The organism is Nocardia sp. NPDC004068 (assembly GCF_042874315.1).
Lineage (GTDB): Bacteria > Actinomycetota > Actinomycetes > Mycobacteriales > Mycobacteriaceae > Nocardia.
Genome location: NZ_JBIAMW010000003.1, coordinates 337997 through 356566 on the forward strand (window position 1 = coordinate 337997; position 18570 = coordinate 356566).

General features: G+C 71.0%; 13 protein-coding genes. 5 read left to right on the forward strand and 8 right to left on the reverse strand.

What is annotated here, in order from left to right; all coding sequences use genetic code 11:
* Positions 1 to 93: 93 nt before the first annotated feature.
* Entirely contained in the window at positions 94 to 1068 is a 975-nt protein-coding gene (locus ACFYTQ_RS09135) for a stage II sporulation protein M (RefSeq protein ID WP_387358535.1), read from the reverse strand.
* Between the two features lie 70 nt (positions 1069 to 1138).
* Here ACFYTQ_RS09135 and ACFYTQ_RS09140 point away from each other — a divergent pair, with 70 nt between their 5' ends.
* Entirely contained in the window at positions 1139 to 1942 is an 804-nt protein-coding gene (locus ACFYTQ_RS09140; protein WP_387358537.1) for an RDD family protein, read from the forward strand.
* A gap of 52 nt (positions 1943 to 1994) precedes the next feature.
* On the opposite strand, the gene ACFYTQ_RS09145 is transcribed toward ACFYTQ_RS09140, so the two are convergent.
* From ACFYTQ_RS09145 to ACFYTQ_RS09165, 5 genes are all read right to left on the reverse strand, one after another.
* Complete coding sequence (locus ACFYTQ_RS09145; RefSeq protein WP_387358539.1) at positions 1995 to 3281, reverse strand: DUF58 domain-containing protein; 1287 nt, start codon at positions 3279 to 3281, stop codon at positions 1995 to 1997.
* Between the two features lie 3 nt (positions 3282 to 3284).
* Positions 3285 to 4268, reverse strand: a complete 984-nt coding sequence (locus ACFYTQ_RS09150) for an AAA family ATPase (RefSeq protein ID WP_387358541.1) — start codon at positions 4266 to 4268, stop codon at positions 3285 to 3287.
* Positions 4265 to 5233, reverse strand: coding sequence for a DUF4129 domain-containing protein (locus ACFYTQ_RS09155; protein ID WP_387358543.1), 969 nt, complete (start codon positions 5231 to 5233; stop codon positions 4265 to 4267). Before ACFYTQ_RS09155 ends, ACFYTQ_RS09150 begins: the two co-directional genes overlap by 4 nt.
* Before the next feature lie 263 nt (positions 5234 to 5496).
* Positions 5497 to 6354 carry a hypothetical protein gene (locus ACFYTQ_RS09160; RefSeq protein WP_387358545.1) on the reverse strand — a complete coding sequence of 286 codons (858 nt, stop codon included), beginning with the start codon at positions 6352 to 6354 and terminating at the stop codon, positions 5497 to 5499.
* A 31-nt stretch (positions 6355 to 6385) separates the two neighbouring features.
* Complete coding sequence (locus ACFYTQ_RS09165; protein WP_387358547.1) at positions 6386 to 6928, reverse strand: TetR/AcrR family transcriptional regulator; 543 nt, start codon at positions 6926 to 6928, stop codon at positions 6386 to 6388.
* Between the two features lie 79 nt (positions 6929 to 7007).
* Between ACFYTQ_RS09165 and ACFYTQ_RS09170 the strand changes: the two genes are divergently transcribed.
* The gene (locus ACFYTQ_RS09170; RefSeq protein ID WP_387358549.1) at positions 7008 to 8600 is read left to right on the forward strand and encodes an MFS transporter; all 1593 of its coding nucleotides are present in this window, start codon (positions 7008 to 7010) and stop codon (positions 8598 to 8600) included.
* Here ACFYTQ_RS09170 and ACFYTQ_RS09175 read toward each other — a convergent pair.
* Both ACFYTQ_RS09175 and ACFYTQ_RS09180 read right to left on the reverse strand, forming a co-directional pair.
* Positions 8554 to 9309, reverse strand: a complete 756-nt coding sequence (locus tag ACFYTQ_RS09175; RefSeq protein WP_387358551.1) for a class I SAM-dependent methyltransferase — start codon at positions 9307 to 9309, stop codon at positions 8554 to 8556. The two genes, ACFYTQ_RS09170 and ACFYTQ_RS09175, sit on opposite strands and share 47 nt — an antisense overlap.
* A gap of 65 nt (positions 9310 to 9374) precedes the next feature.
* Entirely contained in the window at positions 9375 to 10850 is a 1476-nt protein-coding gene (locus ACFYTQ_RS09180; protein ID WP_387358553.1) for a DUF4407 domain-containing protein, read from the reverse strand.
* A 163-nt stretch (positions 10851 to 11013) separates the two neighbouring features.
* Between ACFYTQ_RS09180 and aroQ the strand changes: the two genes are divergently transcribed.
* The 3 genes from aroQ to ACFYTQ_RS09195 all read left to right on the forward strand — a co-directional run bounded on the left by aroQ (position 11014) and on the right by ACFYTQ_RS09195 (position 18437).
* On the forward strand, positions 11014 to 11610 hold the full coding sequence (aroQ, locus tag ACFYTQ_RS09185) for a gamma subclass chorismate mutase AroQ (RefSeq protein ID WP_387358555.1): 597 nt from the start codon (positions 11014 to 11016) through the stop codon (positions 11608 to 11610).
* Between the two features lie 688 nt (positions 11611 to 12298).
* Positions 12299 to 16975: a glutamate synthase large subunit gene (gltB, locus tag ACFYTQ_RS09190; RefSeq protein WP_387358557.1), complete on the forward strand. Its 4677-nt coding sequence runs from the start codon at positions 12299 to 12301 to the stop codon at positions 16973 to 16975.
* Positions 16968 to 18437 carry a glutamate synthase subunit beta gene (locus ACFYTQ_RS09195; protein WP_387358559.1) on the forward strand — a complete coding sequence of 490 codons (1470 nt, stop codon included), beginning with the start codon at positions 16968 to 16970 and terminating at the stop codon, positions 18435 to 18437. The genes gltB and ACFYTQ_RS09195 overlap by 8 nt, the downstream gene beginning before the upstream one ends.
* Positions 18438 to 18570: the final 133 nt, after the last annotated feature.

Here is an 18570-nt window from a genome sequence, read left to right on the forward strand (position 1 = left end):
GACTCGCTGCGGCCAGTGGTCCTCAAATCCGGTATGTTCGAACCGGTTCGACAAATCCTTCGCCGCACCGCGATCGCAATACTGCGAACTCCATTAGCCGGAGATGAGCGGATCGGTAGCTGTCGACTCCTGCGCCGCCCGCCTGCCCAGGACGAACACGTATCCCAGAAAAGCCGCCTCGGCCAGCAGTCCGATTCCGATGCGGACGGGCGCGGGCCAGCCGCTGGGCGTCACGAATCCCTCGATCAGCCCCGAGATCAGCAGCACCCCAACAAGTCCCAGCGCGATGGTCGCGGTCGCGCGACCCTGCCGGGCCAGCGCGTCGGCGCGCGCGGACCGGCCGGGATCCACCAGCGTCCACCCCAGCTTCAGCCCCGCCCCTCCCGCCACGAAAACGGCGGTGAGCTCCAGCATTCCGTGCGGCAGGATGAAACCGAAGAACGCGTCGAGCCGCCCGGCGTCGGCCATCAGACCCGCCGAGACGCCCAGATTGAGCGCGTTCATGAACAACACGTAGGCCGCGGGCAGGATCAACAACCCGGTGAACAGCGCGACCGCCGCGACCCACGCGTTGTTGGTCCACACCTGCGCGGCGAAGGCGTCGTGCGGATGTTCGGAGTAATAGGTCTCGAACGCCCCGCCCGGCGCGGTCAGCGCGTCGGTGTCGCGCGGCAGGCCCAGAGCCCTACGCGCCGAACCGGATCCGGCCACCCACACCGCCAGCCCCGCCGAGGTCGCGAGGAACACCGCGGCGACCGCCGCCCACCACGGCCACGCCCGGTACAGCGCGGCCGGGAAGCGATGGGTGAGGAACCGGCCGAGTTCGCGCATCGTGTCGCCGCGCGAGCCGAGGATCCGCGCGCGGGCGCGGGCCAGCACGGCGCTGAGCCCCGCGATCAACTCCGGTTCCGGGGACTGCGCCCGCAACCGGGCCAGCTGCCGGGAGGTGCGGCGGTACAGGGCCACCAGTTCGTCGGCCTCGGCGCCGGTCAGGCGGCGTTGCCTGCTCAGCCGGTCGAGCCGGTCCCAGGCCGGGCGCTGCGTCCAGGCGTAGGCGTCCACGTCCATCGGCGGCCTCCCCGTCTTCGTCGTTCGTACCGAGGCTAGCCGGTGCGTCAGCGCCTAGGCTGAGGACACCATGGCCGTCTTCATCACCGGCGAGGCCGTCGCCCTCGAGCTGCCGATCGCGCGGATTCCCACCCGGGCCGCCGCGTTCCTCATCGATGTCGTCGTGCAGGTCGTGCTGGCGTGGATGCTGTTCGTCGGCGTGGTGACGCTGCTGCTCCGGTTCGAACCCGACGTCGCCTGGCTCGAGACCGCCATGCTCGTCGTCTTCGTCACCGTCGTGGCGGGTTACCCCGTGGCCTTCGAAACCCTTCTCCGCGGCCGCACGCTGGGCAAACTCATCCTCGGCCTGCGCGTGGTCCGCTCCGACGGCGGCCCCGTCGACTTCCGCCACGCCCTCACCCGCGGCCTCGCCGGGGCCATCGTCGACTTCTGGGCCCTCGGCGCCCTGGGCGCGGTCGCCGTCGTCACCTCCCTGTGCTCCCCCCGCGCCCGCCGCGTCGGCGACATCCTCGCGGGCACCGTCGTCATCCACGACCGCACCCGAATCCCGTTGCCCGCCTTGGCCGCCCCGCCGCCCTGGCTCCTCCCCTGGACCCACCACCTCGACCTCACCCCCCTCACCGAGGACCTGGCCCTCCCCATCCGCCAATACCTCACCCGCCACCGCACCCTCACCCCCGAAACCGAAGCCGCCCTGTCCCACGCCCTCCTCACCACCACCTGCCACCGCCTCGCCACCCCCCCACCCCCCAACTACCCACCCCTACACCTCCTCGCCGCCCTGACCGCCGAACGCCAACGCCGCGCCCTCACCCCACCCCCACCACCCCAGCCGCACCCCTTGTTCGGATCCGCACCCGTTCCAGGGCGCTAGAAGGGGTGCGGATCCGAATAAAGGGTGCGGCTGGGGTCGTGGGCCTTGGGGGTCAGATGGCGCCGGAGCGTTTGAGTTCGAGGTATTCGTCGGCCAGGGCCTCGGGGAGGTGGGTGGGGGCGGCGGTGACGACGGCTATGCCCTTGCGGCGGAGGCGTTCTCGGGTGAGGGCGCGTTCGGTGCGGAGGGTTTCGGCGGTGGCGGCGGTGTAGAGGGCGGACAGGGTGGTGTGGTCGGTGGCGGCGGTGGCGAGGTCGGGGTCGGTGGGGGAGACGAGCAGGACGCGGTGGCGGTTGGTGAGGGTGGGGAGGAGGGTGTCGTCGGTGAGGGCGGGGTCGAGGGCGGTGAACCAGACGATCAGGCTGCGGCGGCGGGCGCGTTGCAGGGCCGTGCGGATGAGGGCGGCGGTGTCGGTCTCGACGAGGGTGGGGACGACGCCGGACAGGGCGTGCATGAGCTTGGGCTGCAACGCCTTTCCGCTGGTGCCGCGGACCTCGGCGCGCGGTTCCCGGTCGAAGGCGAGCAGATCGGCGGTGTCCCCGGCGGCCGCGGCTAGGCCGCCCAGCAGCAGTGCGGCCTCGATGGCGACATCGAGGCGGGTGCCGGCGCCGACCCGGGCGGCGGCGGTGCGGCCGGTGTCGAGGAGCAGCAGGACGTGGCGATTGCGTTCGGGCCGCCAGGTCCGCACCAGGACATCGGTGGCGCGGGCCGTGGCCCGCCAATCGATCGCGCGCACATCGTCGCCCGCGACGTATTCGCGGAACGAATCGAATTCCGAACCCTGACCGCGCGCGTTCATCACCGTGCGGCCCTCCAACTGCTGCAACTGCCGCACCTTGGCCGCCAGCACCCGCTCGCTGCGGAACGGCGGCAGCGCCCGGACCCGCGCGGGCGCGTCCCGCCGCAGCTGTCGTCCGGCCAGCCCGAGCGGACCGAACAGCCGCACCGTGATCGGCCCGGCCACGCGGTCCCCGCGATGGGTCGGCCGCAGCGCCGTGGTCGAGCGCGTTCTGGTGTTGGGCCGCAACCGGATTCGACGGGTCCGATACTCGGCCCCCGCGCTGTCCGGCCACGCGTCCCACACCAGCCCCCGCAGCGTCCGCGTCCCGGTGTTCACCATGGTCAACTCGACCTCGGTGGCGCGCCCGGTCCGCACGGTCGTCAACTCCGGCCGCGACAGTTCGAGCCCGGAACCGTTGCCCGCCAACACCGTATCGATGGCGGCCAGCAGGACCAGCACGCCGGTCGCCACCACCACCCCGATCCACGACGGCAGCGCGACCACGACCACCACCCCCGCCACCGCGGCGAGGGCGGCCAGCCGACCGGTGACGACCATCGGCTACACCGGAACCGGAACCGAGGCCAGCAGCGACGCCAGCACGCCCTCGGCCGTCGCCCCGTCCAGTTCGGCCTCCGGCCGCAGTTGCAGCCGGTGCCGCAGCACCGGGACCGCGACGAACTTCACGTCGTCGGGCGTGACGAAACCCCGCCCGTGCAGCCAGGCCAGCGCCCGCGCCGCGGCCATCAACGCGGTCGCGCCGCGCGTGGACGCCCCGTGCAGCACGGCCGTCGACGCGCGGGTGGCCCGGCACAGATCGACGATGTAGGCGAGCACCTCCGGCGCGATCGTCACCTGTCCGACCGCGGTCCGGGCGGCCGCGATGTGCCCGGCCCCGGCGACCGGCCGCAGCCCGGCCGCCGCCAGATCGCGCGGATCGAATCCGGCCGCGTGGCGTTGCAGGATGCGGAATTCGTCGTCGCGGCCGGGCAATCGGATGTCGACCTTGAACAGGAACCGGTCCAGCTGCGCCTCCGGCAGCGGGTAGGTGCCCTCCTGTTCGATCGGGTTCTGCGTGGCCACCACCACGAACGGTTCGGGCAGCGGCCGCGGCGTGCCGTCGACGGAGACCTGCCGTTCCTCCATCGATTCCAGCAGCGCCGATTGGGTTTTCGGGGGTGTGCGATTGATCTCGTCGGCCAGCAGCAGATTCGTGAACACCGGACCGCGCCGGAAGGTGAACTCCGCCGAATGCGGATCGTAGATCTGCGAACCGGTCACATCGCCGGGCATGAGGTCGGGGGTGAACTGCACCCGCGCGTGCTCGAGGTCCAGGGCGGTCGCCAGCGCGCGCACGAGCAGCGTCTTGGCCACGCCCGGAACGCCTTCCAGCAGCACGTGTCCCCGGCACAGCAGCGCCAGGACCAGGAACATGACCGCCTGGTCGTTGCCGACCACGGCCTTGCCGATCTCGGCGCGCAACGCCCCGAACGCCCGGTGGGCGTCCTCGGCGGTCGGGGTGTGGTTGGTGTCCACCGTGGTCATCCGATCTCCGATTCGATGCGATCCAGTTGTGCGACAACGGTTTGCAGGGTCCGATCGTCGGGCACCGGCCCGAACAGGGCCGCGCCCACCACATTCGGATCCGCGCCGGTGCGTGCGGCGACGGCGGTGACGACCCGGTCCGGCGGCGCGTCCGGCGCGAGGCCGAGGGTGGGCCGCATCCGGCGCAGCGCGGCCGCCCGCAGTTTCGCCGCGACGTGGTCGCGGTCGCCGGAGCGGCGGTAGAGCCGGGCCTGTCCCGCGAGCAGTTCGCCCGCGGGCACCTCGACCGGACGCGGTTCGGGGACCAGCGCGCCGCGCCGCCGGGCCCGCCACCACACCACGATCGCCGCGCAGATCAGCAGTTGCAGTCCGCCGAAGGCGATCCGGGCGGGGAGTCGCTCGAAGATCGAATCGCTGCCCTCCCCGGGATCCGGTCGGGGCAGTTCGGGGCGGCCCGGCGACGGAACGTGTTGCGGCGGCGGCGCGGTCGGGGCGGCGGCCAGGCGCAGCAGCAGATAGGCGATGAGCGCGATCGCGAGCGCGGCCAGCACGAACGCCCAGAACTTGGGGCTGCGCAACAGCTCCGGCAACGGCGGTGGCCGCCAGCGCCGCGGCTGTCGCTCCCGCTCGGCGACCTCCACGGGCTCCGGCGGAGGCGGCGGCGCGTGCGAGAAACTGTCGGCCCGTGCCAGCCGCTCGTACTCCTCCGGCGTGGCGGCCCGGCCGCCGTAGACGATCTCGTCGAAACCCCGTGCCGCGCCTGGCAATTCGCCCGCCCGATCCGGCACCTCGGCAACGGCCGCCGCCGCGGTCTCGTGCGCGGTCCGCGCCCGCCGCACCTCGAGCACCCCACCCTGCTCCAGCCCCCGCACCACGGCCCGGAACCGCTCCCGCACCGCCGCGTCGAAATCCCCGCTCCCCGCCGCGCTCTCGGCCGCCGCGAGATGCTCCGCCGCCGGTCCCAACCGCGGCGCGGCCGGGGCGCCCTCCGCAGCTGACCCCGGTCGCGGCGCGGCCGCAGCGTCCTCCGCAGCTGACCCCGATCGCGGCGTGGCCGCAGCGTCCTCCGCCGCCGACCCTGATCGCGGCGTGGCCGGAGCGTCCTCCGCCGCCGACCCTGATCGCGGCGCGGCCGCAGCGCTCCCCGTGGCCTCGGACGTGGACGGTGGGATACCCGCTCGATCCGCGGCCGCGGGCTGGGGTCGGGGCCCGGGGTTCTCGGGTGATGTCATCGGGTCGGCCCTCCCTGGGGAAGGACGATGTCCCAGGCCTCGCGGCGGCAGCGACGGTCCACGTAGGCGACCAGGCGGGTGGTGGAGTCGACCAGTTCGGCGAAGGTGGCCAGGGTCAGGACGACGGTGACGGTCAGGGTGATCATCGCCCAGCGGTGGGTGCCGGAGAAGTCGGAGAGGAACAGGGGGATGCCGAGCAGCGGGACCACCAGCACCGCCAGCAGGCCGCGGTGGTAGAGCCAGATGCCCGCGAGCTGCCATTCGCCCCCGGCGGCAAGGACTTTCGCGCGGGTCGCGGCGATTCGGTACGGGGCGTTCTCGGCGAACAGGACGGGCACCGTCGTGCAGCGGGTCGCGCGCAGGCGGCCCAGCCACACCACCGCGGGCAGCAGGGTGATGAGCAGCGGCGCGCCCAGCAGGAGCACGCCGACACCGGTCAGGGTGTATCCGGCCTGGAAGCTCAACAGGGGCCGGACGCGAGAGGTGAACTCCCGCAGTGCCGCCCGCCAGCCGAGCGCGCCCCCGGTGATCCGGGCCCACGCCACCGGCGTCGCCACCCCGCGCACGTAGAACCGCAGCAGCAAGACGCACACGGCGGTGGAAAGGATTGCCGCCCAAGCGGTTCCGGCGTCGGAACCGGCCGTGGCCGCCGAACCCGCCGCGGTGATCGCCACGACCGCGCCCACCGCCCCCGCGAGGACCGGCGCGATCAGCCCCGCGAACACCCGGATATCGGCCTGGATCACCGCGAACGGCAGGTCCAGCAGTTCCCGCGAGCCGAGCGGGCGGATGGGCACGGCCTCCCCGGCCGGCGCCGACGACAGCCCGGCCCGACCCGGAGCGGCTGGACACACGGGGCCGAGTCTATCCGCCGGAACGCCGGTTTCAGCGGTCGAGCAGGCGCGCCACGACGGCCCGGTAGCGGTCGGGGGGAATCGCCGGCAGGCCGAGCAGGGCGCGCAGGTAAACGCCGTCGCCGACCAGGCGGATGAGGTCGGCCCGCACCGGATCGTCCAGTTCGTCGGTGAGCCCGTCGTTCCAGGAGGACATGACCTCGGTCAGGGCGCCGCGCACCTCGTCGTCCTCGTCGTCCTGCGGGCCCTCGACCGTGCGCATGGCCGCGACCATCGAACGGTAGAGCGCGAGTTCGAGGGCGTCGGAGTCGTTGTCGAGGTCGGGAGTCTGGAGATACCACTCGGCGACCGAACGGCCCTGGGCGCGGGCCTGCGCGAGCTGTTCGGCGGTGCGGTCGCCGAGGCGGCGCACCAGCCCGGCGAGCAGGGCGTCCTTGCTCTTGAAGTGGTAGAGCAGCCCGCCCTTGGAGATCCCGGCGGTGGCCGCCACGTTCTCCAGGGTCACCTGGGACATGCCGCGCTCCACCAGCAGCGTCTCGAGCGCGTCGAGGATCCGGTCACGGGTCGTGGTCACGGGAATCACTGTACCGTCCGGACGGTTATCCTGTTACTGTACCGTCTGGACGGTAAAACTACGGAAAGTCGAGGAAGTCATGAACACCGCTCGCGCCCTCCCGAACCGGGCCACCGCCCGTACCTGGGCGGGCCTCGGCGTGCTGGTGCTCGCGCTGCTGCTCATCTCCGTGGACGCGACCGTGCTGGATATCGCGGTCCCGGCCATCAGCGCCGAACTCGCGCCCACGACGCCGCAGCTGCTGTGGATCATCGACGTCTACTCGTTCGTGCTCGCCGGTCTGCTGGTGACCATGGGCGCGCTGGGCGATCGCATCGGCCGCCGGAAACTGCTGTTGCTCGGCGCCGCCGGATTCGGTCTGGCCTCGGCGGTGGCGGCCTGGTCGGTGTCGCCGGAGATGCTGATCGCCGCACGCGTCCTCCAGGGCGTCGCGGGCGCCACCCTCATGCCCGCCACGCTCGGCTTGATCCGGGCCATGTTCACCGATCCGCGGCAGCGCACGATCGCGATCGCGGTGTGGAGCGCGATGGCCGGTGGTGGCGCCGCGCTGGGTCCGCTGCTCGGCGGCTGGCTGCTCGAGCACTTCTGGTGGGGTTCGGTGTTCCTGATCAACCTGCCGGTGATGCTCGTGCTCGTCGTGCTCGGCCCGGTGCTGGTGCCGGAGTCGCGCGACCCGAATCCGGGCCGCCTCGACTGGGTCAGCGCCGGACTGTCGATGCTGGCGCTGGTGCCGGTGGTGTACGCGGTCAAGGAGACCGCCGCCCACGGCCCGGACGCGGTGACGCTGAGTATCGCCGCGGTCGGTGTGGTCGCCGGGGTGCTGTTCGTGCGGCGGCAGCGGACGCTGGCCGATCCGATGCTGGATCTGAACCTGTTCGCGCTGCCGCGGTTCCGCACGGCGGTGCTGACCAATCTGCTGTCGGTGTTCGCGCTGGCCGGGGTGCTGTTCTTCGGTTCGCAGTATCTCCAGCTGGTGCTGGGGCGTTCGCCGCTCGGCGCGGGGGTGCTGCTGCTGCCCGGAATGCTGGCGAGCATGGTCGCCGCGCTGGTGTCGGCGTGGCTGGTGCGGCGGTGGCGGCCGACCCGGGTGCTCGGCGCGGCCCTCGCGGTGGCGGCGGTCGGCGCGGCGCTGTTCGTCACGCTGAGCGCCGGGCCGGACGCCGGGGTGCTGTGGTTCGTCACCGGCTTCGTGCTGGTGGGCACGGGCGTCGGTGTCGCCCTGACGGTTTCGGCGGATCTCGTGGTGGGTTCCGCGCCCGCCGAACGGGCCGGGGCCGCGGCCGCGGTCTCCGAGACCGCCTACGAGGCCGGTGTCGCGCTGGGCGTGGCCGTGCTCGGCAGCGTCGTCATGGCCGTGTTCCGGCACGGCCTGGACGTGGGCGGACTGCCCGAAGCGCGGTGGGCCGCCGCCCGCGAATCCCTCGGCGGCGCGGTCGAAACCGCCCACACCCTGCCCGAACACCTGGCGACGACCCTGCTGACCTCGGCCCGGGAGGCGTTCGTCTCCGGCGTGCACATCGCGGCCCTGATCACCGCCGCGATCCTGCTCATCGCCGGAATCGCCGCCGCCCGCTCGGATCGGTCGAAAGACCGTGCGGCCGAGGACGATTCGGGCCGCCCGAGTGTCAGCGCAGGCGGCGGCAGTCGAGTAGGAGGAACAGCGGCCGGGTGAAGTTCCGGTCCCACCAGGGATCGGAGCGCCGCTGTTCCGGCGTCGGACGGGGTTCGCGCAGGCCGGTGATCGCGAACCCCGCGTCCGTGACCATGCCGACGTAGGTTTCGAGGGAGTAGAAGGTCTGATGGGAGGGGCACGGTGAGACGCGCCCCGCCACCGTGAACCGCTGCTCGACCGTGCGCACGCCGAAGTAGGCGTCGAGCGGGAGATCGGTGTCGGTGTTCCGTTCGGCGCGGGCGCGGTAGAAGCAGGGGTGCATGCCGAGCAGCAGCAGACGGCCGTTCGGCGACAGCACCCGGTGGAATTCGTGAAATCGGCGTTCCGGCTGGGCGATTCCGTTCGGGAGCCGATTGGCCACCACCAGATCGACGGATCCGTCGGGAAGCGGCAGATCCGCGACATCGGCGTGCAGGAATGTCGAACGCGCCGCGTCCACCTCCGGATGCGCGCGGGCGGCCGCGATGAATTCGGCGCAGGTGTCCACGCCGTACACGTGCCCGGCCCCGCGGCGGATCAACTCCCGCGCGAAAGCGCCCTCGCCGCAACCGGCGTCGAGTACGCGCAGGTCCGCGGCGGAACCGATGGCCTCGAGCAGGGCCGGATCGGTGAGTTCGGTCTGGAACGGGTCGAGGCGTTCGCGGACGATCTCGATCCAGAATTCGGCATTGCGCGCGTAGGCCGCGGTGACCTGTTCATCGCCCAGCATGCGGCCAGGGTAGATGCTTCACGTGAAACATCCTGGGAAGCAATCCGATTCGCCGGTGGCGCGGATCACTCCGGGCGCTGGAGTTCGCGGCCGGGCACGTCCACGTCGACCACCTGGGCGGTGACCGGGCGGGCCGCGGCGGACGGCCGGGGTTCGTCGGATTCGACGGTGACCTTGCGGGTGCGGCGCAGCGTGAAGGTGATCTCCTCGGTCTCCTCGAACGCGTGCCGGACCGTGCGCAACGGATGGGTCGCGGTGTCGAGGGCGTTGGCGACGAACGAGGGGACCAAGGGCCGGATCCAGCGCGCGGCGGTATCGGTGAACGGCACCGTGCCGATCACCGGAAGTTCCAGGCCGCCACCGGTTTTCGCGGGTATTGCGGGCAGGTTGTCGTGGTCGGACGCGGGCACGGGGCCGTCCTTTCGATCCTCGCTGATGCCTATCTCGAGATTGCCGACGGCGGCGACGACCCGTCTGCGCTGCTGTTCGCGCTCGATGAGCGCGTCGGCGTCGGCGGCCAGCCGGGCGGAGGCCAATTCCTGTTCGGCGCGCAGGTTCTCGGTCTCGGCGTGCACCTCGGCGCGTTTCACCGCGACGGCCGCGGCCGCCTCCTGTTCGGCCCGCTCGGTGACCGTGCGCGCGGCCACCCGGCGATCGAACGAGGTCTCCCCGCGCCACCAGCGCAGCAGCAGCGGCAGCAGGGCCAGCAGCACGCCGGTGATCAGCAGCGCGAGCCGCAGCAGCAGCGCGCCGCCGTGGCCGAGGGTGTAGTCGTGCGCGGCCAGCCAGCGGGCGCCCAGGCCGCGGTCGCCGGTGCGCGTCGCGGCGTCGCGGGCGTCGTCGAGCGCGTGCTGTCGTTCGGTGACGGCCTCGTCCAGCGGCTGGATCCGGTCGCGCGCGGCGGTGAGTCGCGTGCGCGCGTCGTCGAGCATGGCGTTGTCGGCGCTGGTCTCGGGGCCGGTGCCGGGCACGCCGGTGATCTTGGTCTGCGGGCATTCCGGGGTCGGGTTGTATTCGCAGCGCGCGATGACGAGCGCCTGTTCGACCTCGCCCTGGGCCTGGGCGATCGTCCGGTCCAGCGCGGCCCGGTCGGCGCGGGCCTGGTCGAGCCGGGTGTGCGCGGTGACCACGGCGGGCGCGGAATCGGCGTCGCGCCTTGCCCTTTCGTCGAGGGCCCGGTCCACGGTGCCGCCGAGCAGGACGGTGCCCGCGAGTTCGGCGACGATCGCCCCCGCCAGCGCGGCGACCGCCACCCGGGCCAGCAGATCCAGCCGCCGCCGCGCGCGCGATTCCATCCGGCCCGACAGCGAGGCCGTCGCGAGCGCACGGGAGAGCGCGCCGAACACGAGCGCCGCGAGCAGCGCCGCCACCGCGACGACCGCGAACGGCCACCGCGCGCTCGCGCCCGCGAGCGCCACCACCACGGCCGAGACCACGGCGAACAGCGCCACCAGCGCACCGCCGACGGCGTAACCGGCGCGTTCGTGCCGGTCGTCGACCCCGGGTCCGGCTCCGCCGAGCCAGGTGAGGAGGCCCGTCATGGGGTTTCACATCCTCTGTGTCACGGTCGTTTTCGCAAGCCGGGTCCCAGGGTGACAGGGGAATCCGCGTTCCACCGAGCGCCGCGGGGCGGTTGTGGTCAGGCTCACAGATCAACAGTTCCTATCCTCGGGAGAAGGGGAACGGCGAACAGGAGGGGCGCGGATGCGTGCGTACGGGTGGATGCTGGTGGGCGCGTTGATCTTCGGTGCGAGCGCGGGCGCGGGGGTTCCGGCGTCGCCCGCGCACGCCGAGCCGGTGGCCGAGCGGCCGCTGGACCGACTGGTCGACCTGACCCTCGAACGCCTCGAGACCGCGGACGCGGTCGCGGCGGCCAAGTGGGTGGCCGCGCACGGCGGCGACCCCGGGATCGATGATCCCGCCCGGGAGGCCGAGGTCTACGACGCCATGGCCCGCGCCGGGGCGGGCCTGCGCCTCGACGCCGAGCGGGTGCGTCGGGTGTTCGGCGGGCAGATCGAGGCCAACAAGCTGGTACAACGCGGACTCGTCACCCGGTGGCGGGTCGATCCGGCCGCGGCGCCCACGGCGGCACCGGAGTTGAGCGCGGTGCGGCCGGTCATCGATCGGGTCAATGGGGAACTGCTGGCGCAGCTGGCCGAGCACCGCGCCGATCTGGCCGGGCCGGACTGTGTGGAACGCCTGTCCACCAGCGTGTTTCCCGCGCTGACCGGTGGGCGGGCCGACGCGCTGCACCAGGCCGCGCTGGTCCGGGCGAGCGCGGCCCTGTGTGCCCCTATGTGATGTGACATATTGCACAACATTTGTTTGCTGCTCGTGTGCTGAAGGTCACGAACCAAAAGCAGGCCGTACGGTCGGAACATTGGTGTGGCTTGTCCGGTCCGTATCCGGAATGTCTCGCCCGGGTGTCCGGGAAGTTAGCCGTCCGACAATGCGGTTTGTCCGGCATCCGTGCGGGGAATCCTGCTGCGGTGCAGGTGAGAGGTGTTCCGGAACTCACGGCCCGGTTTCGGACGCGATACCGCGCGGGCGACGGGTGTAGTGGCGAATGTGACTCAGAGATCCGCTTCGCCTGCTTTACACTGGACAACGCGCAGGTAGTGGAGGACCGATGAAGACGTGCAGCTAGACGCCCTAATTAGCGCAACCTAAGTTGGTTGCGCTCAGGTCCTGACTTATCGTTTGCTCTTGGTGCCGGGCACGAAATGCCCGGTTACACCGCCCGATTCGGCCACGAGCCAGTGGCACACAGCCCGACGGGCGATACCGGCGCGGCGTACAAGGAACCGCGAGGATCCGCAAACGCCGAGCACCCGACGAAGACATCCGAAGCGGGTGGACAACTGGAGAGGTGACTGCACGGAAGACCATCAGCGCCGCTGGTCTCCAATACGTCCGGGCGCAGTCTAGACGGAGGCGTTCGACGAAGGCCGCATTCTTCGAAGGCCTGATTTTTTTGAAGGCAGAGGGCATGACGCAACTTCCTGGCCACAGGTCCCCCACCGGCGGTGCCGGCTATGGGCACGCACCTCGAGGTCTCTACGACCCAGCCAACGAGCACGACGCCTGTGGCGTCGCGTTCGTGGTCGACATGCACGGCCGTCGCAGCCGCGACATCGTCGACAAGGCTATTACGGCGTTGCTGAATCTGGAGCACCGCGGTGCGGCCGGCGCAGAGCCCAACTCGGGTGACGGCGCGGGCATCCTCATCCAGGTTCCGGACAAGTTCTTCCGGGCGGTCGTCGACTTCGAGCTGCCGCCCGAGGGCTCCTACGCCACGGGCATCGCCTTCCTGCCGCAGGCCCGCCGGGAGGCGGCCCGCGCCGCGTACCACGTCGAGAAGATCGTCCGCGAAGAGGGCCTCGAGGTGCTCGGCTGGCGCGACGTGCCGATCGACGAGTCCTCGCTGGGCGCGCTCTCGCGCGACGCCATGCCGACCTTCCGGCAGATCTTCCTGGCCTCCCCGCAGGGGTCGGCCGAGCGGCTCACCGGCATGGACCTCGAGCGGCGGGTCTACGTCGTGCGCAAGCGGGTCGAGCACGAGCTCGGCAAGCTGGGCGCGGGCGAGGGCACGGTCGGCCGCGAGACCGTCTACTTCCCGAGCCTGTCCGGGCAGACCTTCGTCTACAAGGGCATGTTCACCACGCCGCAGCTGCGCGCGTTCTACCTGGACCTCCAGGACGATCGGGTGGAGTCGGCGCTGGGCATCGTGCATTCGCGCTTCTCCACCAACACCTTCCCGTCCTGGCCGCTGGCCCATCCGTTCCGCCGCGTCGCGCACAACGGTGAGATCAACACCGTCACCGGCAACGAGAACTGGATGCGGGCGCGCGAGGCGCTGCTGAACTCCGACGTGTTCGGCACCGACAGCGCGGGCAACAACCGGCTGGAGAAGATCTTCCCGGTCTGCACCCCGGGTGCCTCGGACACCGCGCGCTTCGACGAGGTGCTGGAACTGCTGCACCTGGGCGGGCGCAGCCTGCCGCACGCCGTGCTGATGATGATCCCCGAGGCCTGGGAGCGGGCCGAGTCGATGGATCCGGCGCAGCGCGCGTTCTACCGCTACCACTCCTTCCTGATGGAACCGTGGGACGGCCCGGCCTCGGTGTGCTTCTCCGACGGCACGGTCGTCGGCGCGGTGCTCGACCGCAACGGCCTGCGTCCCTCGCGCATCTGGGTCACCGACGACGGTCTGGTCGTGATGGCCTCCGAGGTCGGCGTGCTCGACATCGATCCGGCCAAGGTCGTGAAGAAGGCCCGGTTGCAGCCCGGCCGCATGTTCCTGGTCGACACCTCGCAGGGCCGGATCGTCGGCGACGACGAGATCAAGACGCAGCTGGCCACGGAGTTCCCGTACCAGGAGTGGTTGGACAACGGGCCCACCAAGCTGGGCGACCTGCCCGACCGCCCGCACGTGCACATGGCCCACGACCGGGTGAAGATCCGGCAGCAGATCTTCGGGTACACCACCGAGGAACTGAGCCTGCTCATCTCGCCGATGGCCCTCACCGGCGGTGAGGCGCTGGGCTCGATGGGCACCGACACCCCGATCGCGGTGCTCTCGGCGCGGCCGCGGCTGCTGTTCGACTACTTCTCACAGCTGTTCGCGCAGGTCACCAATCCGCCGCTGGACGCCATCCGCGAGGAGGTCGTCACCAGCCTGCGCAGCATGATCGGCCCGGAGGCCGACCTGCTGCACCCGACGCCGGAGTCGTGTCGGCAGATCACGCTGACCCAGCCGATCCTGGACAACGACGAGCTGGCCAAGCTCGTCCACATCAACGACGACGGCTCGCATCCGGGCCTGCGCTCGGTGGTCGTGCACGGCCTGTACCCGGTCAAGAAGGGCGGCAAGGGGCTGCGCAAGGCCCTCGACGCCATCAACGAGCAGGTCTCCGCCGCGATCGACGGCGGCGCGCGGATCATCATCCTGTCCGACCGCGAGTCGAACGAGAAGCTGGCCCCGATCCCGTCGCTGCTGCTGACCTCCTCGGTGCATCACCACCTGGTCCGCGAGCGCACCCGCACCAAGGTGGGCCTGGTCGTGGAGGCCGGGGACGCCCGCGAGGTGCACCACATGGCCATGCTGGTCGGCTTCGGCGCGGCCGCGATCAACCCGTACATGGCCTTCGAGTCGATCGAGGACATGCTCGAGCGCGGCGCGCTGAGGATGCCGGGCAGCACCGGCGATCTGGCCGCCGACTTCCGCAAGGCGGTCGCCAACTACAACAAGGCGGCCGGTAAGGGCGTGCTCAAGGTGATGTCCAAGATGGGCATCTCCACCATCGCCTCCTACCGCGGCGCGCAGCTGTTCCAGGTCGTGGGCCTGTCGCAGGAGCTGTGCGATCGGTACTTCACGGGCCTGACCTCGCCGCTGGACGGCATCGGCCTCGACGACATCGCCGCCGAGGTCGCCGCGCGGCACCGGCTGGCGTTCCTGGAGAACCACAACGAGCGCGCGCACCGCGAACTCGAGGTGGGCGGCGAGTACCAGTGGCGGCGCGAGGGCGAGTACCACCTGTTCAACCCGGACACGGTGTTCAAGCTCCAGCACGCCACCCGCACGGGCCAGTACAAGATCTTCAAGGAGTACACCCGCCTGGTCGACGACCAGTCCGAGCGGCTGGCCTCGCTGCGCGGGCTGTTCAAGTTCAAATCCCATGGGCGGCACGCGATTCCGATCGACGAGGTGGAGCCCGCCAGCGAGATCGTGAAGCGGTTCTCCACCGGCGCGATGAGCTACGGCTCGATCTCCGCCGAGGCGCACGAGACCCTCGCGATCGCGATGAACCGGCTCGGCGGCCGCTCGAATTCCGGTGAGGGCGGCGAACATCCGGCCCGCTTCGAGGTCGAGGAGAACGGCGACTGGCGGCGCAGCGCGATCAAGCAGGTGGCCTCCGGCCGCTTCGGCGTGACCGCGCACTACCTGACCAACTGCACCGACATCCAGATCAAGATGGCCCAGGGCGCGAAACCCGGTGAGGGCGGCCAGCTTCCGGCCCACAAGGTGTACCCGTGGGTGGCCGAGGTGCGGCACTCGACGCCGGGCGTCGGCCTGATCTCGCCGCCGCCGCATCACGACATCTACTCGATCGAGGATCTGGCCCAGCTGATCCACGACCTGAAGAACGCGAATCCGCAGGCGCGCATTCACGTCAAGCTGGTCGCGGAGCCCGGCGTGGGCACGGTCGCGGCCGGTGTGTCGAAGGCGCACGCGGACGTGGTGCTGATCTCCGGCCACGACGGCGGCACCGGCGCCTCGCCGCTGACCTCGCTCAAGCACGCGGGCGGCCCGTGGGAGCTCGGCCTGGCCGAGACCCAGCAGACCCTGCTGCTCAACGGCCTGCGCGACCGGATCGTGGTGCAGGTGGACGGTCAGATGAAGACCGGCCGCGACGTCATGATCGCCGCGCTGCTCGGCGCGGAGGAGTACGGTTTCGCGACCGCGCCGCTGGTGGTCTCGGGCTGCATCATGATGCGGGTCTGCCACCTCGACACCTGCCCGGTGGGTGTGGCCACGCAGAATCCCGTGCTGCGGCAACGGTTCACGGGTAAGCCGGAGTTCGTCGAGAACTTCATGCTGTTCATCGCCGAGGAGGTGCGCGAGCTGCTGGCCTCGCTGGGCCTGCGCTCGCTCGACGAGGCGATCGGCCGGGTGGATCTGCTCGACACCACCCAGGCCAAGGAGCACTGGAAGGCCGCCAAGCTGGACCTGTCGCCGATCCTCGACGATGTCGAGACGGCGTTCATGTACCAGGACCGCCGCCGCACCAAGAGCCAGGACCACGGGCTGGACAAGGCGCTGGACAAGCAGCTCATCGCCCAGGCCGCGGACGCGCTCGAGCGCGGCAAGCCGGTGAAGCTGGAAACCAAGATCACCAACGTGAACCGGACCGTGGGCACCATGCTCGGCCACGAGGTGACCAAGCTCTACGGCGGCGCGGGCCTGCCCGACGACACCATCGACATCACCTTCACCGGTTCGGCGGGCAACAGCTTCGGCGCGTTCGTCCCGGCGGGCATCACGCTGCGGGTGTTCGGTGACGCCAACGACTATGTGGGCAAGGGTCTTTCGGGCGGTCGCCTGATCGTGCGGCCCTCGCTGAACGCGCCCGCCGAGTTCACCGCCGAGGAGAACATCATCGCGGGCAACGTGATCCTGTTCGGCGCCACCAACGGTCAGGCGTTCATCCGGGGTGTGGTCGGCGAGCGCTTCGCCGTGCGCAACTCGGGCGCGACCGCGGTGGTCGAGGGCGTGGGCGACCACGGCTGCGAGTACATGACCGGCGGCCGGGTGGTGATCCTGGGCGAGACCGGGCGCAACTTCGGCGCGGGCATGTCGGGCGGCATCGCCTACATCTACGACCCGAACGGCGTGTTCGGGTCCCGGATCTCGGCCGAGCAGGCCGACGCCGTCGAGCCGCTGTCCGGTGACGACTTCACCTGGCTGCGCGACATCGTGGCCCAGCACCGCGACGAGACGGGTTCGGTTGTCGCCGAACGGATCCTGAGCGACTGGTCGCAGCAGGTCAACCACTTCGTGAAGGTCATGCCGCGCGATTACAAGAAGGTTTTGCTCGCCATCTCCGAGGCTGAGAAGGCGGGCCGGGATGTGGACGAGGCGATCATGGAGGCCGCACGTGGCTGACCCGCAGGGATTTTTGAAGCACACCAGCCGCGAACTGCCGGCGCGGCGGCCGGTGCCGCTGCGCCTGATGGACTGGAAAGAGGTCTACGAGGAGGGTTTCTCGCACGACACCCTCCGCACCCAGGCCAGCCGCTGCATGGACTGCGGAATCCCGTTCTGCCACAACGGTTGTCCGCTGGGGAACCTGATCCCCGAGTGGAACGACCTGGTGTACAAGGACCGCTGGCGCGAGGGCATCGACCGGCTGCACGCGACCAACAACTTCCCGGAGTTCACCGGGCGGCTGTGCCCGGCGCCGTGCGAGGCGTCCTGCGTGCTGGGGATCAACCAGGATCCGGTGACCATCAAGCAGGTCGAGGTCGAGATCATCGAGAACGCCTTCGACGAGGGCTGGGTGGTCCCGGTCTATCCGACGCGGCTGACCGGGAAGAAGGTCGCCGTGGTGGGTTCGGGTCCGGCCGGTCTGGCCGCGGCCCAGCAGCTCACCCGGGCGGGGCACACGGTCACGGTGTTCGAGCGCGACGACCGCATCGGCGGTCTGCTGCGCTACGGCATCCCCGAGTTCAAGATGGAGAAGCGCTTCATCGACCGCCGGATCGCGCAGATGGAGGCCGAGGGCACCATCTTCAAGACCGGCGTGAACGTGGGCGTGGACATCACGGCCGCGGAGCTGCGCGAGCGGTTCCACGCCGTGGTGCTGGCCGGTGGTTCCACCATCGCCCGCGATCTGCCGGTGCCCGGCCGTGACCTCGACGGCGTGCACCAGGCGATGGAGTACCTGCCGCTGTCCAACCGGGTGCAGCTCGGCGATCCGATCACCGACGAGAACGGCCTGCCGCCGATCAACGCGCGCGGCAAGAAGGTCGTCATCATCGGCGGCGGCGACACCGGCGCGGACTGCCTGGGCACCGCGCACCGCCAGGGCGCGGCCAGCGTGCACCAGTTCGAGATCATGCCGCGCCCGCCGGAGGCGCGCGCCGACTCCACCCCGTGGCCGACCTACCCGCTCATGTACCGGGTGTCCTCGGCGCACGAGGAGGGCGGCGAGCGGGTGTACTCGGTCAACACCGAGCGCTTCGTCGGGGAGGACGGCAAGGTCACCGCGTTGCAGGCGCACGAGGTGACGATGGTCAACGGCCGCTTCGAGAAGGTCGAGGGCACCGACTTCACCCTCGAGGCCGATCTGGTGCTGCTCGCCATGGGCTTCACCGGACCGCAGAAGAACGGCCTGCTCGAGGATCTCGGCGTGGGCTACGACCAGCGCGGAAACGTCAAGCGCGACAACGATTGGCAGACCACCGTGCCCGGCGTCTTCGTCGCCGGTGACATGGGCCGCGGTCAGTCCCTCATCGTGTGGGCCATCGCCGAGGGCCGGTCCGCGGCCGCGGCGGCGGACCGCTACCTCGAGGGGGACAGCGCGCTGCCGACGCCGATCGCGCCGACCACGGTCGCCCAGCGCTGATCGCCGATCGATCCCGGGGCGCTCACGATCCTTCCGATCGTGAGCGCCCCTTTTCGGTGCCGCCACAACGAAAATCGGACTTTCTCGCGGCGTCGAATGGCCTCGCGGGCAAGGGGCCTTTATTCTGAGCTCC

Excerpts from the sequence above, each read along its gene's own strand:
- ACFYTQ_RS09135 (WP_387358535.1), bottom strand. The coding sequence starts at position 1,068 with ATGGACGTGGACGCCTACGCCTGGACGCAGCGCCCGGCCTGGGACCGG.
- ACFYTQ_RS09140 (WP_387358537.1), top strand. The coding sequence starts at position 1,139 with ATGGCCGTCTTCATCACCGGCGAGGCCGTCGCCCTCGAGCTGCCGATC.
- ACFYTQ_RS09145 (WP_387358539.1), bottom strand. The coding sequence starts at position 3,281 with ATGGTCGTCACCGGTCGGCTGGCCGCCCTCGCCGCGGTGGCGGGGGTG.
- ACFYTQ_RS09150 (WP_387358541.1), bottom strand. The coding sequence starts at position 4,268 with ATGACCACGGTGGACACCAACCACACCCCGACCGCCGAGGACGCCCAC.
- ACFYTQ_RS09170 (WP_387358549.1), top strand. The coding sequence starts at position 7,008 with ATGAACACCGCTCGCGCCCTCCCGAACCGGGCCACCGCCCGTACCTGG.
- ACFYTQ_RS09175 (WP_387358551.1), bottom strand. The coding sequence starts at position 9,309 with ATGCTGGGCGATGAACAGGTCACCGCGGCCTACGCGCGCAATGCCGAA.
- ACFYTQ_RS09180 (WP_387358553.1), bottom strand. The coding sequence starts at position 10,850 with ATGACGGGCCTCCTCACCTGGCTCGGCGGAGCCGGACCCGGGGTCGAC.
- aroQ (WP_387358555.1), top strand. The coding sequence starts at position 11,014 with ATGCGTGCGTACGGGTGGATGCTGGTGGGCGCGTTGATCTTCGGTGCG.
- gltB (WP_387358557.1), top strand. The coding sequence starts at position 12,299 with ATGACGCAACTTCCTGGCCACAGGTCCCCCACCGGCGGTGCCGGCTAT.